The organism is Mesorhizobium sp. B2-4-18, from assembly GCF_006441385.1.
In the GTDB taxonomy this organism is placed as follows: Bacteria; Pseudomonadota; Alphaproteobacteria; order Rhizobiales; family Rhizobiaceae; genus Mesorhizobium; species Mesorhizobium australicum.
This window is the reverse complement of record NZ_VFUW01000004.1, coordinates 298,352-312,989: the sequence shown is the minus strand read 5'-3', so window position 1 is coordinate 312,989 and position 14,638 is coordinate 298,352. Positions and strand designations below refer to the sequence as shown.

Annotated in this window: 13 protein-coding genes; 10 read left to right on the top strand and 3 right to left on the bottom strand. The window is 62.5% G+C overall.

Annotation, left to right across the window (positions count from 1 at the left end; genetic code table 11):
- Nucleotides 1-44: 44 nt before the first annotated feature.
- Both FJ527_RS12150 and FJ527_RS12145 read left to right on the top strand, forming a co-directional pair.
- Nucleotides 45-761, top strand: a complete 717-nt coding sequence (locus FJ527_RS12150; protein WP_015316049.1) for a response regulator transcription factor — start codon at nucleotides 45-47, stop codon at nucleotides 759-761.
- On the top strand, nucleotides 758-2,167 hold the full coding sequence (locus tag FJ527_RS12145) for an ATP-binding protein (RefSeq protein WP_140617672.1): 1,410 nt from the start codon (nucleotides 758-760) through the stop codon (nucleotides 2,165-2,167). The genes FJ527_RS12150 and FJ527_RS12145 overlap by 4 nt, the downstream gene beginning before the upstream one ends.
- Before the next feature lie 112 nt (nucleotides 2,168-2,279).
- Here FJ527_RS12145 and choV read toward each other — a convergent pair whose 3' ends face one another.
- The 3 genes from choV to FJ527_RS12130 all read right to left on the bottom strand — a co-directional run bounded on the left by choV (nucleotide 2,280) and on the right by FJ527_RS12130 (nucleotide 5,383).
- Nucleotides 2,280-3,461: a choline ABC transporter ATP-binding protein gene (choV, locus tag FJ527_RS12140; RefSeq protein WP_015316047.1), complete on the bottom strand. Its 1,182-nt coding sequence runs from the start codon at nucleotides 3,459-3,461 to the stop codon at nucleotides 2,280-2,282.
- Entirely contained in the window at nucleotides 3,458-4,312 is an 855-nt protein-coding gene (choW, locus tag FJ527_RS12135) for a choline ABC transporter permease subunit (protein ID WP_140665124.1), read from the bottom strand. The genes choV and choW overlap by 4 nt, the downstream gene beginning before the upstream one ends.
- Before the next feature lie 135 nt (nucleotides 4,313-4,447).
- Nucleotides 4,448-5,383 (bottom strand): choline ABC transporter substrate-binding protein, encoded by a 936-nt coding sequence (locus tag FJ527_RS12130; RefSeq protein WP_015316045.1) that lies wholly within the window; start codon nucleotides 5,381-5,383, stop codon nucleotides 4,448-4,450.
- A gap of 262 nt (nucleotides 5,384-5,645) precedes the next feature.
- Between FJ527_RS12130 and FJ527_RS12125 the strand changes: the two genes are divergently transcribed.
- The 8 genes from FJ527_RS12125 (at nucleotide 5,646) to FJ527_RS12090 (ending at nucleotide 14,376) form a co-directional block, all read left to right on the top strand.
- Nucleotides 5,646-6,257 carry a thymidine kinase gene (locus tag FJ527_RS12125; protein ID WP_140617670.1) on the top strand — a complete coding sequence of 204 codons (612 nt, stop codon included), beginning with the start codon at nucleotides 5,646-5,648 and terminating at the stop codon, nucleotides 6,255-6,257.
- A 130-nt stretch (nucleotides 6,258-6,387) separates the two neighbouring features.
- Complete coding sequence (locus FJ527_RS12120; protein WP_140823202.1) at nucleotides 6,388-6,777, top strand: cytochrome c family protein; 390 nt, start codon at nucleotides 6,388-6,390, stop codon at nucleotides 6,775-6,777.
- A gap of 318 nt (nucleotides 6,778-7,095) precedes the next feature.
- Nucleotides 7,096-8,184, top strand: coding sequence for a hypothetical protein (locus tag FJ527_RS12115; RefSeq protein ID WP_023781403.1), 1,089 nt, complete (start codon nucleotides 7,096-7,098; stop codon nucleotides 8,182-8,184).
- A 40-nt stretch (nucleotides 8,185-8,224) separates the two neighbouring features.
- On the top strand, nucleotides 8,225-9,370 hold the full coding sequence (locus FJ527_RS12110) for a hypothetical protein (protein WP_140721661.1): 1,146 nt from the start codon (nucleotides 8,225-8,227) through the stop codon (nucleotides 9,368-9,370).
- A 24-nt stretch (nucleotides 9,371-9,394) separates the two neighbouring features.
- The gene (locus FJ527_RS12105) at nucleotides 9,395-11,305 is read left to right on the top strand and encodes an ATP-binding protein (RefSeq protein ID WP_140823201.1); all 1,911 of its coding nucleotides are present in this window, start codon (nucleotides 9,395-9,397) and stop codon (nucleotides 11,303-11,305) included.
- A gap of 69 nt (nucleotides 11,306-11,374) precedes the next feature.
- A complete protein-coding gene (locus FJ527_RS12100) occupies nucleotides 11,375-11,782 on the top strand; it encodes a DUF559 domain-containing protein (RefSeq protein ID WP_015316039.1) in 408 nt (135 codons plus the stop codon).
- 67 nt (nucleotides 11,783-11,849) lie between these two features.
- Nucleotides 11,850-13,148 carry a DUF6638 family protein gene (locus FJ527_RS12095; RefSeq protein WP_140823200.1) on the top strand — a complete coding sequence of 433 codons (1,299 nt, stop codon included), beginning with the start codon at nucleotides 11,850-11,852 and terminating at the stop codon, nucleotides 13,146-13,148.
- A gap of 103 nt (nucleotides 13,149-13,251) precedes the next feature.
- Nucleotides 13,252-14,376, top strand: a complete 1,125-nt coding sequence (locus FJ527_RS12090) for a DUF2333 family protein (protein WP_015316037.1) — start codon at nucleotides 13,252-13,254, stop codon at nucleotides 14,374-14,376.
- The last annotated feature ends 262 nt before the right edge of the window (nucleotides 14,377-14,638 follow it).

Here is a 14,638-nt window from a genome sequence, read left to right as displayed (position 1 = left end):
CACGAGCCAAAAATGGCGTGGCTCGCAAACCAGACAGGGCAGCTGTGAAATCCGAGACACACATACTGATCGTCGACGACGACAAGGGCATTCGCGACCTGCTTCAGGAGTTCTTCCAGAAGCGGGGTCTGCACACCTCGGTTGCCGCCGACGGCACCGAGATGGAAACCATCCTGCGCCGCACGCAGGTGGATCTGATCGTGCTTGACGTGATGCTGCCCGGCAGGAGCGGGCTGGAACTGTGCCGCGACATCCGCGCCCAGTATACGACGCCGATCATCATGCTGACCGCCGTCACCGAGACGACCGACCGGGTCGTCGGGCTCGAGATGGGCGCCGACGACTATGTGCCCAAACCCTTCGACCCGCGCGAATTGCTGGCCCGCATCCGCGCCGTGCTGCGGCGCAATGGCGCCGCCGAGCCCAAGCGCGCCACCACCAAGCAGATTTACCACTTCGCCGGCTGGACGATGGACTGCTCGCGGCGGCGGCTGACCGCGCCCGACGATGTCAGGGTCGAACTGACCATGGCTGAGTTCAACCTCCTGCAGACCTTCGTCAAGAGCGCCCAGCGCGTGCTGACCCGCGATCAGCTCATCGAACTGTCCGGCGGCGACAGCGACTATTCCTTCGACCGCAGCATCGACATCCTTGTCTCCAGGCTGCGGCGCAAGATGGAAGATGATCCCAAGACGCCCAAACTGATCCTCACCGTGCGCAGCGGCGGCTACCAGTTCCTGCCCGAGACGACATCCGAATGAGACGTTTCCTGCCGCAGACCTTGCCTGTCTGGGTGCTGCTGATCGTCATTGCCGGCCTGCTGATCAGTCAGGTCGCGACGCTTTATATCGTATCGCGCGACCGCGCCGCCGCCAACGACGTGGTCGACCTCTACCGCCTCAACGACCGCGCCTTCTCGCTCGTGCAGCTGATGCACGACGCCACGCCGGAGGAGCGCAAGGCGACGGCGACCGGGCTGTTCAACTCCACCTACGCGCTCACCGTCTCGGACACGCCCGCCGTCACCTCCTCGATCGCCGGCGACGACGAACTGGCCGAACTGGAAGACATTCTCGTCGGCCGATTGTCCAAGTTCGGTATCACCGACGCGCGCGTGCGGCGCGATCCGGCGACGCGCGAAGCCGACGATGCCGGCGGCGCGGCACCGGGACCCGAGATCGGCCAGGTGGAGCGGGATCTTCTGGTGCTGGCCGCCGATTTCGCCCAGAGCGACAAGCTGACGGCTTCGCTGCGCTTCGCCGACGGCCAATGGCTGAATTTCACCGAACCGATCACGCCCGTCGGCCCGATCCTGAGCGTCGATAGCCTGCCGCTCTATTCGCTGATCGCGGGGCTGGTGGTGATCATGTCGATCTGGTCGCTGCGCCGGCTGACCGCGCCCTATCGGATGATGGAAACCGCCGTAAACCGGATCGGCAACGACCTCAAGAGCCCGCCGATCGCCGAGAGCGGCAGCCGCGAGGTACGCGCCGCCGCCAAGGCGATCAACGCCATGCAGGCGAGGCTGCGCGAATATGTCGAGGATCGTGAGCACCTGGCGGCGGCCCTCGCGCACGACCTGCGCACGCCGATGACCAGGATGCGGCTGCGCCTGGAGCTGTTGCGCAGATCACCGGCGCGCCAGGCGCTCGCCCACGATCTCGCCGACATCGAAAGCATCGCGAGTTCCGTGATAGACTTCGCCAAATTCGAGGTCACGGAAGAGAAGGCCGAACGGATCGATTTCTGGTCGCTCGTCGAATCGGTCGCCGACAGCTACGAGACCGTGTCCTTCGACAATGACGACGTCCGTTCGCGAGGCCTGATCTGCATGGCGCGGCCGGTGGCTCTCAAGCGCTGCGTCACCAATCTGGTGCAGAACGCCGTCACCTACGGCAAGCAAGCGCATCTCAGCCTCAGCCGCTTGGACGGCACGATCACGCTCGCCATCCGTGACGAGGGACCGGGCATTCCCCAGGCCCAGATCGACGCCGTCTTCGGCTCCTTCGTGCGTCTCGAACAGTCCCGCAACCGCCAGACCGGCGGTCTCGGGCTGGGGCTGACCATTGCCCGCAACATCGCGCGCGCGGCGGGCGGCGAAGTGCGCCTATCCAACCATCCAGACGGCGGCCTGCTGACCGAGTTGCGCCTGCCGATGGCGGCTTAGGACATAGCCGCCTGAAGCGCGTCGCGCCGAAGCGGATCAGGCGCCGCGCTTCAGTCTTCGTTTTTGTGCATGTCGTCTTCCCAAAACCGAGGTCACTTTTGGGCGACATGCATCAGCGCCGCAGCACCGCGCTCAGCACGTCGCGGATGCCGATCGCGCCGACGAAGCGCGACTGGTCGTCGAACAGCGCCACGGGTGCGGTCTGCGACCGGTGCATGGCCAGCATCACGGTCTTCAGCGAGGTGCCGGGATTGGCCCAGAACACTTGCGCCAACTCCTCCGGCTGGCCCTCGACATCGGCGCAGGACACCCATACGGCCGGCTTGCCGTCGCGCTCGGCCGCCGCCACCAGCCCGTGCTCGTCGATCTTGAAGCGCGTCGTCTTGCGCCGGTCGAGCCACACCCAGCCGTCCTTGCCCTGTTCGAGATCGCGGCGGTCGCGCATCACGTTCCAGGCGGTCAGCACCGAGAGCGGGTTCACATTGGCGATGAAGTCGCGGACATAATCGTTGGCGGGGCGCAGCACGATGTCTTCCGGCGCGCCGGTCTGGACGATACGGCCGCCCTCCATGATAGTGATGTGGCTGCCGATCTTCAGTGCCTCCTCGAGATCGTGGCTGACGAAGATGATGGTCTTCTTCAATTCCGCCTGCAGCTGCAGAAGTTCGTCCTGCAGCTTGGTGCGGATCAGCGGGTCGAGGGCCGAGAACGGCTCGTCCATCAACAGGATAGGCGCCTCGGTGGCGAAGGCACGCGCCAGGCCGACGCGCTGCTGCATGCCGCCCGACAGCTCATGGGCGTATTTGTTCGACCATTGGTCGAGATTGACCAGCTTGAGCTGGCGATGCACCCGCTCCTTGCGCTCGGCGTCCGGCACGCCGGCGAGTTCGAGGCCGAGACCGACATTCTCCTCCACCGTGCGCCATGGCAGCAGGCCGAACTGCTGGAACACCATTGCCACCTGCTTCTGGCGCAGCCGCCGCAGGGTCGGCTCGTCGCAGGTGACGACATCGACCGTGCGGTCACCGTCCTTCACCAGCACCTGGCCGCGCGACACCACGTTCAGCCGGTTGACCGCGCGAAGCAGCGTCGACTTGCCCGAACCGGACAGGCCCATCAGCACCGAGATTTCGCCTTCATGCACAGTCAGGCTGGCGCCGGCGCAGCCGAGCACATTGCCGGTCTTCTCGAGGATTTCGGCCCGGGTGGCGCCCTTGTCGATCATCGCCAGCGAGCCGGCCTGGTCGGCGCCGAAGACGATATCGACATTCCTGAAATCGACGGCGACGGTCATTTCTTGCCTCCAACGCCAATGCGGGTCATCCGGTCGAGCACGATGGCGAGCACGACGATAGCGAGACCGGCCTCAAGGCCCAGATCGATGCGGCGCGAACCGAGCGCCCGGTTGATTTCCGTGCCGAGCCCGCCGGCGCCGATCAGGGCCGCGAACACCACCATCGACAGCGACAGCATGATCGACTGCGTCAGACCGGCCATGATGGTGGGCAGCGCCGAGGGCAGCTCGACCTTCCACAACAGCTGGCTCTTGGTGGCGCCAAAGGCCTCGCCGGCCTCGATGATCGACTTCGGTACCGAGACGACGCCGAGATGGGTGAGCCGGACCGCGGTCGGGATGACGAAGATGATGGTGACGATCAGGCCGGGCGCGTTGCCAAGACCGAACAGCGTCAGCACCGGGATCAGGTAGACGAAGGTCGGCAGCGTCTGCATCAGGTCGAGCACCGGCAGCATGATGCGATAAACCTTCGGCTTGTGCGCGGCCCAGATGCCGAGCGGCACGCCGATCGCCATCGCCGCCGCCGCCGCCGCGACAACCAGCACCAGCGTCTGCACCGTCTGTTTCCAAAGGTTCTGGTTGATGATGAAGATCAGCCCGATGAAAACGCCGATGGCGAGCGGCCGCGAACGCTGCAGCAGCCAGGCGATGACGGCAATCACCAAAGCGAGCAGCACCGGCGGCACCATCAGCAGGATGTTGACCAGCCCGTCGAGCAGAAAATTGAGGCCATTCGAGAACGCCCTGAAGACGGTGTCGAAATTGTCGGTAAGGAAACCGAAGAACGCCTTTCCCCAGGCGCCGATCGGGATCTTGTGATCGACCATGAACTTGGAAATCGGATCCATCTCACCCCTCGTTTGCCAGAGCTCTGCCTTCGGCCCCGTACTGTCGCGACGTCATCTTGTCACAGGATACGAAAAAGGGCAGCCTTTTCCACAAAGACTGCCCTCTGTTTCGGTCACGCCGAAATCAAAGTCGGCTCAGCTTCCGAGCGCGGTCTTGACCGCCGCCGCAGCGTCGCCGCCGTCGAAGGTGGTCACGCCGGCGATCCACGGCTTGACCGCATCCGGGTTTTTCTTCAACCAGTCGGTTGCCACCTTGTTGGCATCGCTGCCCTTCAGGATGGCGTCCATCATCTGGCCTTCCATATCCAGATTGAACTTCAGGTTGGCGATGAACTTGCCGACATTCGGGCACTCGCTCATGTAGCCCTTGCGCACATTGGTCGAGACGGTGGCCGCGCCGAAACCGCTGTCGCCCATGCCGTCGAGATAGGTGATCTTCATGGCACCCATCACCGGATGCGGCGTCCAGCCGAGGAAGGCGATCCACTCATTGCTCTTCATCGACTGCTCGGCTTGCGTCAGCATGCCGGCCTCCGAGGATTCGACCAGTTCGAACCCGTCGAGATTGTCCTTCGGGTTCTTGATCATGTCGAGGATGATGCGATTGCCGTCATTGCCGGCCTCGATGCCGTAGATCTTGCCGTTGAACTTGTCCTTGAACTTGCCGAGGTCGGTCAGCGACTTGACGCCGGCATCCGCGACATAGGTCGGCACGACGATGCCGTAACCGGCGCCGGCCAGGTTCTGGCTGACGGTCTCGACCGAACCGTCGGCCGTATAATCCTTGATGTCATTGGTCATCGACGGCATCCAGTTGCCGAGGAAGACGTCGAGGTCCTTGTTCTTCAGCGACGCATAGGTCACCGGAACCGAGAGCTGGATCACCTGCGGCTCGTAGCCGAGCGCGGTGAGCAGCACCGAGGCCAGCCCGGTGGTGGCCTGGATGTCGGTCCAGCCGACATCGGAGAGGCGAACCGCCTTGCAGCTTGCCGGATCGCCGGCGAAGGCGGCGCTCGTGGACAGGAAAGCCGCCAGGCCCAGGCCGGCGACGAAGGAATTCATGCGCGACATCTGTATTCTCCCATTTCGATTCTTTGGCGAAGCGAAGTTACGGTTTTTGTGCCCGCCTTGTTTCGTCAGCCAAACACCATTCTGGAGTGGTTTCAAGCGCTAAGACAATCACGATCAACGGCGCTGGCTGGCCCATCAGCGACACAGCTGACGCTTTCCGCGCCGAGCCCAAGCGCAATCTGCCTCGGCAATGGCGGCTTTTTCAGGGGAATGCGGCGCCTGCCCCTCCCCGAGGCCTGGCAAGTCGGCTTAAAAGAGCGGCATGGCCAAGCTTTACTTCCACTACGCGACGATGAATGCCGGCAAGACGACCATGCTGTTGCAGGCGTCGTACAATTACCGCGAGCGCGGCATGACGACGATGCTGTTCGTCGCCGGCCACTACCGCAAGGGTGACACCGGCCTGATCTCGTCGCGCATCGGGCTGGAAACGGAAGCCGAGATGTTCCGCGACGGCGACGACCTGTTCGCCCGCGTCGCCGAGCATCACCAGCACACGGCGGTGCATTGCATCTTTGTCGACGAGGCGCAGTTCCTGGAGGAGGAGCAGGTCTGGCAGCTTGCCCGGATCGCCGACCGGCTCAACATCCCGGTCATGTGCTATGGCCTGCGCACCGATTTCCAGGGAAAGCTGTTTCCCGGCTCGCGCGCGCTGCTGGCGATCGCCGACGATCTGCGCGAAGTGCGCACCATCTGCCGCTGCGGCCGCAAGGCGACGATGGTCGTGCGCCTCGGTCCCGACGGCAAGGTGGCCAGGCAGGGCGAACAGGTGGCGATCGGCAAGGACGTCTATGTCTCGCTCTGCCGCCGGCATTGGGAAGAGGAAATGGGCCGCGCGGCACCGGACGACTTCATCGGCTTCATCAGCCGCTGAATGGGGCTCGCTGGGGCGTCGGCGTGGGTAGCTGGCTGCCACCTCTTGTCGGCCGCGCCGTTCTATGGTGCCTTTGTCAAGGCCAGCGCCCTATTTTCCCACCCTCAGCCAGAGCCTCCCGGGGTCAGCCATGCTTCGAGCCGCCTTGTCCGCCAGCCTTCTTTTGCTTGCCACCTCCGTTACCGCCCGGGCCGGGGGCGATCCTGTGCTGGGCAAACATGTTTTCAACCGATGCATGGCCTGCCATGAGGCGGCGTCCGACCGCGACAAGGTCGGCCCGCATCTGATGGGCGTCGTCGGCCGCAAGGCGGGAACCGCCGAAAGCTTCCTCGACCGTTATTCGGACGCCATGAAGAGCGCGGGTGCTGCCGGCCTCGTCTGGGACGAGGCAAATCTTGCCGAATACCTCAGATCGCCCAAGCTGAAGGTGCCCGGCAACAGGATGGCCTTTGGCGGCCTCAGCAATGACGACGACATCGCCAACGTCGTCGCCTATCTGAAGGCCGACCCCAAACCCTGAGCAGACGCCGTTCGTCGTCGGATGGGCCGACTTGTGCCGCCGGTGGGGCTGCAAATGGCCAGTTGTTGTCGAGTTTAGGAGCCATTCGCTTCCGCGTGGATTGATTGCTTTGCCGGCATCAAAGTTCAAAATCAGCTGAACAAGGCTTGGCCTGCCAGTTGATCACGCCATGACCACGGCTCCACTGGCTTTCAAGGGTTCGGCCGGATATTTGTTTTCGCGCCATGCACTGTCTTCACGTCTTTCAATCCCCTGATACCCCACATATATTCGCCGCTGTTCGCAACCAGCGAGCGGAAGCCGAAGCGGGAGGCCCCTATGGCGACATTGCAGAATTTCGATGCCGAAATTGCCAAGACCAAGCAGGTCGTCCAGGACATGCGCACCAAGATCGAGCAATCCGGCACCGTGCTCGACACGCTCGCAACCGCCGACAAGAAGATCGGCGACGCCAATTTCGACATCGAGAACGCCCGCATTGAGGATGTACTGAAGCAGCAGAAGGTGATGGAAGGCAACATCGCCGACCTGATCATCGGGCTGGAGGACGCCACCAACGTCTTCGGCGCCGAGTTCGAGAGCATGAAGAACTATACCGGCTGGGAAAACTTCGTCGGCGTTTTTTCGGCGCAGCGCAAGCAGCGCATGCGCACCGATCGCGTCCGCAACATGTCGCTCGCCGGCAACCTGCAGGAGCTGCTGGCCAAGTCTGATACCATCGTCGGCATATTGAAGGCGCAGAAGGAAATTCTCGACCAGCGCTACAAGACCTCCGAGGCCAGCCTGTCGCAGGTGATCGAGCGCCGCAAGACCACCATGACCAACCTCGAAACCGTGCAGAAGCGCATCGAGGAGCTCAATCCGATGCTGCTCGACATCGAAAACAGGATCGCCGCCTCGACCAGCCAGAAAGACCGCACGCAGCTCGAGGGCGAGCGTTCCAAGCTCGCCACCGAATACAATGAAAAGCAGGCGAAGGAGCAGGAGCTGCTGGCCGAAAGCCAGACGCTGGAGCGCTATACTTCGATGTTCCAGACCTTCGTCGATTCGCTCAACAACCAGATCGCCGCGCAGTCGACGCTGATCAACAAGCTGACCATCGATACCGAACAGCGCATCGTGCTCTACAAGGCGCTCGAGGACTCGCTGAAGACCGCCGCCCAGCAGGACGTCGCCCACAAGATCAACACGCTGGGCAGCCAGGTCGACAACACGGCCGAGGAAACCATGGCCGGCATCGGCGCCGCCTCGCAGAAGCACATCGGCGATCTCTTGGAGATGCACGAGAAGAACATGGTCGCCAGCGCCGACATCCAGCGCCGCAAGAAGCTGGCCGACGATGCCTTTGCCCGCCGCTTCGACGAGGTGCTGAAGAAGCACAATTCGGCCAACTACGTGCAGTCATAATTGCCGCGCGCATCGGTGCGACAATCCCAGGACTGACAGCATGACCCCCGAAAACGACGCCGCGGCGCGGTATTTCTCGGCAATCACGGCCGCGCTCAGCGGCCTTGAAGTGTTCATGCGCGACGACCGCTCGCCGCTTTACCGACACGGCATCGTCGCCAAGATCGTTGCCGAGTACATCGCTCGGCTCGACAAGTCCTTTTCCTGCTGGCGCAACCGGCTGGGCTTCATGGACACGTTCCGCATTTCGCGCGCCGAGAGCGGCTACCCGGTGTTCCAGAACCTGCTTGAACTGGAAAACGACCGCCTGCAGGCCGACGCGCGGCTCGCCAACATCCCCCAGGCCGGCGAGCTGCGCGAGGAGATGGCCGACTTCATCCTGCGCCACAAGGAGTTTCCCGAGGCGCTGCAGAAATCGATGGCCGAGCGGCTCTATCTCGAAGACGTCAAGAGCGAGCAGACCTTCGGTCCGTTCACGCTGGCGCAGACGGCCAAGGTGTCGGTCAATCCGAAGACGGCGCGGCCTTATTACCTCGTCCACTGGGCAAGCTTCGACGGCAGCGCCAACCTGCCTCTGGTCTATATGGTGACGGTGGAGGATTCCTCGGAAAGCATGGTCCGTCAGCTTGTCGACCGGAGCGGCAAGCTCAACGACAAGGTCGACATTCCGCTGCCCGTCGACGGCCTGCTCAACCCCGAGCTTGCCCACCGCTTCGACGATTTCACCGAGAAGAATTCGGCCTATACGCTGTCGCCGGCGACCATCGCGGTCAATCTCGACAAGGATTTCGAGCCATTGCACCCCAAGCAGCTGAGGCGGGTGGTGCTTGGCCCCTTCTACTCGGCAGGCATCACCGACAACAACTCGACGGTGACGGAAGTGCTGGCCAAGGTGCGCAAGCCCGAAAATGCCTGGCTTTTGACCTGGACCATCCAGGAAGTCTATTCCAAGGGCGAGAAGCCCGGCCGCAAGGGCCTGTTCTCCAGCGAGAAGACGACGCAGGAATTCTTCATCAACACCGACGACCTGGAAGCCGCCCGCCAAGGCGTGTCGAGCTACGAAAACCACGCGCTGATCCCGCACGAAGCCTACCAGGCGCTTTACGCCGCCGGCGAAGCACAGAAGATCTTTGGCGGCTACAAGGTTCACATCCTATCGAATGGGCAGGTCATCTCAGACGTCTGACCGTCACACCACGGAGCACCCTTCATGGACACCGGCCTGACCACCATCCCGGAAGCGGCTATCGAAAAACACCGCGCCACCGCGCAGAGCTTCATCACCCGCATCGTCGTGCTGGAGGATCCATCGCGCGAATCCGGTACGGCATTGGCCGGCACCAACCGCCGCTTCGTCTCCACCGTCTCGGTCGGTTCGGTGCGCCGCACCCGCGAGGTCGAGCTGTCGAAGACGGTCGGCGCCGTTCATCCCGACGACCAGTTGCTGACCATCCCGCAGCACACGCTGCTCTTTCGCGCCCGGCGCGGCACGGCGATCGCGCTGGCGGTATCGGACGTCTTCGCCGAAGGCTCCGATCTCGAAAGCCTGCAGGCCAGGAACACCCGCGCGCCGCTCGAAGGCGACGAGGCGTCCACCTTCAAGAAACTGCTGTCGGCTTCGGCCTATATTTCGGCCTTCAGCCTCGCCTCGTATCTGTTCCAGCTCATCGATAGCGACGGCGAGGCGCCGAACGATATCCCCGAGCCGGACTTCCTGTTCGACACGCCCCAGGATGCGGTGAAATCGATCCTGGCCGGCCTCGACAAGGCGATAGCGGGCTCGACGGACGACGGCGACCTGACGACCAGGGCGCGCGCCTTCGCCCGCGTCGCCATCGACGGGCTTTTGGCGCGCAAAAGCCGCTTCGACGGCATCGGCCCGTTCGAGAACGCCCATATCCGCATCGACGCCGACGACTTCACCCTCGACGGCTTCGACGTCGCGCCCGGCAAGCGCTCCAAGCCGCTGGTGATGACCTTCAAGAAACCGGAAGAGGTCGTCGGCAACCACATCGCCAAATACCAGTCGGTCAAGCTCGCCAAGATGCTGATGGCCTATGATTTCGAGCGTGAACTGAACCCGTTCGTCGAGCTCGGCGGCTTCCTGTTCACCTTCATCGGCGACGGCGCGCCCGGCACCGGCAAGACGACGCTGATCCAGATGATCGCCGGCCTCGTCAACGGCTATTGCCAGGTCGCCGGCTATCCCTTTGCCTATGAAAATTTCGGCGTCGACCAGATTTCGTCCTACCAAGGCAAGTCTGGCCAGAACTGCCGCCAGTTCATCAACAATGTGTTGAACCCGCGCGTCATCGGCTTCGGCACCATCGACGACATCGACCAGGTGGCCGCCCGCCGTTCCGACGACCGCGCATCGGCCGGCCAGCAGGAGATCACCGGCGTGCTGATGGACGCCTTCGCCGGTGCTGCCACCGTGGTGCGTGGCAATTGCTCGTTCGGCATGTTTTCCAACTATCCCGAAAATGTCGACGATGCGCTGCGCCAGCGCGCCGGCGCCCGCTGGCTGGTCGACGGGCCGCAGACCCGAGACGACTATATCGACATTTTCGTGCTGCTCGCCGGCAAGAACCACGAAATCCCCCTGGGCAAGCACGAACTCTACGCCGCGCAGGAGATCCAGCGCGCCGTGACCGAAGCCTATGAAGAGCATGAAAAGCCGCGGGAGGACGGACTGGTGCGGGTCTACGAGCGCTATATGAAGGAAAATGGCGCGCCCAGGACCATGGCCGACATCGGCACCTACCTGCACCTGATCAAGGACGCCGAGCCGCGCTTCACCGGCCGCGCCATCAAGAACGTCACCGACGCCATCAAGATGCGTGCCATGGACATCGAGCTTCCCGACGACTGGTTCGAAAAGCCGGAAGCCTTCATGCACAAGAGCTACGACGACAAGAAGGCGATGATCGAGGAATTGCGCGGGCCGTTCTCGCTTGCCATGGTCATGCAGGAGATCAACCGCTACGCCGATTCCGAGTTCCGCTATTCCGACAAGTCCGACGATGCCGCGGTGGAGAAGCTGCTGCGCGACGCAAGGCTGCGCGAACGCGCAGCGCGCGAGATGGAGGAGATGAAGAAGAAGGGTCTGTGGAATGCGTGAGGCGAGCTCTTCTTCCTTCTCTCCGTTCACGGGGAGAAGGTGCCCGAAGGGCGGATGAGGGGCAGCGCCATGCGTGGTGGAAACGAACCCAAGGTGGCAAGAGCCCGCGAGCTTCGGAAAATCGAGAACGATGCCGAGGAAAAGCTCTGGCATGAACTGCGTGGGCGACGATTGAATGGCCACAAATTCATTCGCCAACTGCCCATCGGGCCCTATTTCGCCGACTTTGCCTGTCGTGAGGCTAATCTGGTCGTGGAGGTCGATGGCAGCCAGCATGCAGGTGGATCCCGGGATCGCTACAGGGACGAAACGATGAACGCTAATGGTTGGTCGGTATTGAGGATTTGGCACGCTGATGTTTTGAGCGGCCGAAAGAGCGTATTGGAGACCATCGTTGCGGCCGTGGATGGTCGGCTGAACAAGAAGATGATTGGCATCGACGCGAAGTTTCTGCCTTCAATCTTGGAGACGAGATGATGAGCGTTTGCGCCGCCCCTCATCCGCCCTTCGGGCACCTTCTCCCCGTGAACGGGGAGAAGGCAAGATGAGCAAAAAACCCGACCTCCTTCGTGACAACGAGCTCATCTACGGCCGGCTGCTCACGGTCGACGAGCCGCATCTCATCCAGCGTTACAACAAGGCTCTGGCCGCTTTCGGACTCAAGCCCACCAGGCTGAAGAGCTTCCAGATCGACCGCACCGGCTTTTCGCCCGAAGTGGCCGAGGAGTGTGGCGACTACGATTATCTGGATCCCAACGAGGTCAACCGCCGCTTCATCATCCTGACGCCGTCGCAGATCGACCTGCCGGTGGTGCACACGGCCTTCTCGAACACCTCGCAGCTGATGTTCGAATTCATGTCCAGGAACCAGCGCGCCATAGACGCGCTGACCATCAAGGACGTGATCTACGGCGAGATGGAGGATTCCGTTCCCAAGGTCAACGACATCGAGGACCTGCTGTCGATCAGCCAGGTCGAGTTCAAGGTGCTGTCGGCCGAGGACGTGCTGGGCAAGGCGGCCGAGCTCGGCAAGCTCGTCGACCGGCTGAAGCAGGAGCCCGACGCCTGGCGCGACAATGCCATGCTGACCCGCATGGTGGAACTCGCCAAGGTCTGCGGCGACATCAGGGAGAACGCGCTGGTGCCCGACCAGGTGATCTTCCGCCACAACGCCTACTGGACCAGCCATTTCGGCGGCCTCTACGTGTTCGTCGATCCCGACATGACGACGGTGATCAGCGATCCGGCGGCTCCAGGTTTCCGCCGCTCGCGGCCCTGGCAGGTGAGCTATCTCTCCATCAAGGACGCCGACAAGGTGTTCAAATTCCTGGCCGCCACCGGCCGCATCGAACTGCCGCGCGCCTCCTGGATCGAAACCTCGGGCTATCTCGAGCACCGCGCCGAAATGGTGGTGCGCGCGCTGATCCGCGACGCCGAGCCGAACCGCAATTTGACCGATGTCGACAAGGTCTGGCTGCAGACCTGGATCCAGAGCCATGCCGACCTGATCACCAGGGACGGCAATTTTCCCTTCCTCAACGCCGCCAAGCGCGAGATCGCCCAGCTCGGCCACCTCAAGATCGAGGACGTCTTCCCGCAACAGCGCTTCCTGGTGGTCCGCGCCAAGCCGGATCATCCCGACGCCTGGCTGACCAACCGGCTGATCTCGGATTTCGTGCCGTCTGACTTCGTCTCGCGCTACATCTTCAACAAGGACGGCTTCTACAAGGACTATGACGGCTTCAGCGACGCTTGGCGATCGCATGTTGTGGACGTTCTGAAAACCACATATTTGAAGGAAAAGGTGGCGTTTCGCACACGCCTCTACGGCCTGACCGACTAGAACGATATGAACCGTCATTCCGTTCTAACTTGTTGTTTTGGTGCATGATGTTATCCAAAAAGCCTGCAACTTTTTGGCATCGTGCTGAGGGGGTGATACAGCCATGCTCGACCCGATCGTGAACTTCTTCGTCAAGCTGTTCCAGTGGATCGGCCGCGGCATCGGCCTTCTGATCGGCGTGATCCTGTGGCCCTTCTTGTGGGCCGGCCGCTGGTATACGCAGCGCGGCTGGATCCTGAAGGCCGTCGTCGGCCTAGCCTTGCTGGTGCTGATCGGCCTTTACGCCAACTTCTTCTACGCCACCCAGTGGTGGAACAGGTTCAACCCGAACTACCCGGACACCTATACGTTCGAGAAGCGCAACGTTTCCGCCGGTGAACAGGTGGCCGCCGGCGCCGGCACCGACACGGCCAAGACTTGCGGCAACTCCGGCATCGCCCAGGTGGCGGCGGACCTGACTGACTTCAACGTCAACCAGAATGCCTGGATCTCGTCGATGATCCTCTACAAGCTCGGCCTGTTCGGCATCGACTGGGACAACACCCCGTGGATGGACAACAAGGCCTCTTTCCAGCGCGGCATCAACCAGGCGGTGCGACGCACGGCGACCGAGCTTGCCGACAATCTCGGCCGCGTGCGCACCACCTCGCAGATCGATGCCGACCTGCAGGACGCGCGTGGCAATCTGCAGTTCGACGAGTATACCTGGTATTTCGGCGTGAGCCCGTTTGGACCGAAGACACCGACGCCGAGCTACTATCGCGACGCCGTGCGCAAGCTGCGTTCGTTCAATGCCCGGCTCGCCACCTGCCAGGCCACTTTCGATGCCCGCGCCGACAATCTGAAGCAGTATATCGATCGCATCGCCAGTGACATCGGCTCGACCTCCGCCATCCTCAAGGAGCGTGCCGAGAACCACAACAATGGCTGGTTCGACACCCGCGCCGACGACCGCTACTGGTTCGCCTATGGCCAGCTCTATGCCTATTACGGCCTGATGAAGGGCGCCCAGGCCGACTTCGAGGACGTCATCAAGGAAAAGCACCTGCAGAGCCTGTGGGATACGATGGACGCGCAGTTCGTGTCGGCCCTGCGCATCCAGCCCTTCATCATCGCCAATGGCCGCGAGGACGGCTGGCTGCTGCCCACCCATCTGACGACGATGGGCTTCTACGTGCTTCGGGTGCGCTCGAACATGGTTGAAATCAGCAACGTGCTGACGCAGTAGCGCTGTCCCACGGCAACACTCGCGATGGCGGATTTGCGTCGTCGCGTCTGTCGCATTCCGTGCATTGTGCGGCTGTTTTGAGACGGCGGAAGCGCCCCTGCTCTGGCTTCTATACGGCGCGGCAAGCGGAGCCATAAAGAACCGGGAATAGGTCGGCCGCCGCAGAGGAATTTTCTCTATAGGAAACATAGTTGCATGAAAGTTGACGCCGCCGCAGCGACAGGGTTAGATGCCCTGCGCGTCCGGCTCCAGCCTTCTTGCG

Excerpts from the sequence above, each read along its gene's own strand:
- FJ527_RS12145 (WP_140617672.1), top strand. The coding sequence starts at position 758 with ATGAGACGTTTCCTGCCGCAGACCTTGCCTGTCTGGGTGCTGCTGATC.
- choV (WP_015316047.1), bottom strand. The coding sequence starts at position 3,461 with ATGACCGTCGCCGTCGATTTCAGGAATGTCGATATCGTCTTCGGCGCC.
- choW (WP_140665124.1), bottom strand. The coding sequence starts at position 4,312 with ATGGATCCGATTTCCAAGTTCATGGTCGATCACAAGATCCCGATCGGC.
- FJ527_RS12130 (WP_015316045.1), bottom strand. The coding sequence starts at position 5,383 with ATGTCGCGCATGAATTCCTTCGTCGCCGGCCTGGGCCTGGCGGCTTTC.
- FJ527_RS12125 (WP_140617670.1), top strand. The coding sequence starts at position 5,646 with ATGGCCAAGCTTTACTTCCACTACGCGACGATGAATGCCGGCAAGACG.
- FJ527_RS12120 (WP_140823202.1), top strand. The coding sequence starts at position 6,388 with ATGCTTCGAGCCGCCTTGTCCGCCAGCCTTCTTTTGCTTGCCACCTCC.
- FJ527_RS12115 (WP_023781403.1), top strand. The coding sequence starts at position 7,096 with ATGGCGACATTGCAGAATTTCGATGCCGAAATTGCCAAGACCAAGCAG.
- FJ527_RS12110 (WP_140721661.1), top strand. The coding sequence starts at position 8,225 with ATGACCCCCGAAAACGACGCCGCGGCGCGGTATTTCTCGGCAATCACG.
- FJ527_RS12105 (WP_140823201.1), top strand. The coding sequence starts at position 9,395 with ATGGACACCGGCCTGACCACCATCCCGGAAGCGGCTATCGAAAAACAC.
- FJ527_RS12100 (WP_015316039.1), top strand. The coding sequence starts at position 11,375 with ATGCGTGGTGGAAACGAACCCAAGGTGGCAAGAGCCCGCGAGCTTCGG.
- FJ527_RS12095 (WP_140823200.1), top strand. The coding sequence starts at position 11,850 with ATGAGCAAAAAACCCGACCTCCTTCGTGACAACGAGCTCATCTACGGC.
- FJ527_RS12090 (WP_015316037.1), top strand. The coding sequence starts at position 13,252 with ATGCTCGACCCGATCGTGAACTTCTTCGTCAAGCTGTTCCAGTGGATC.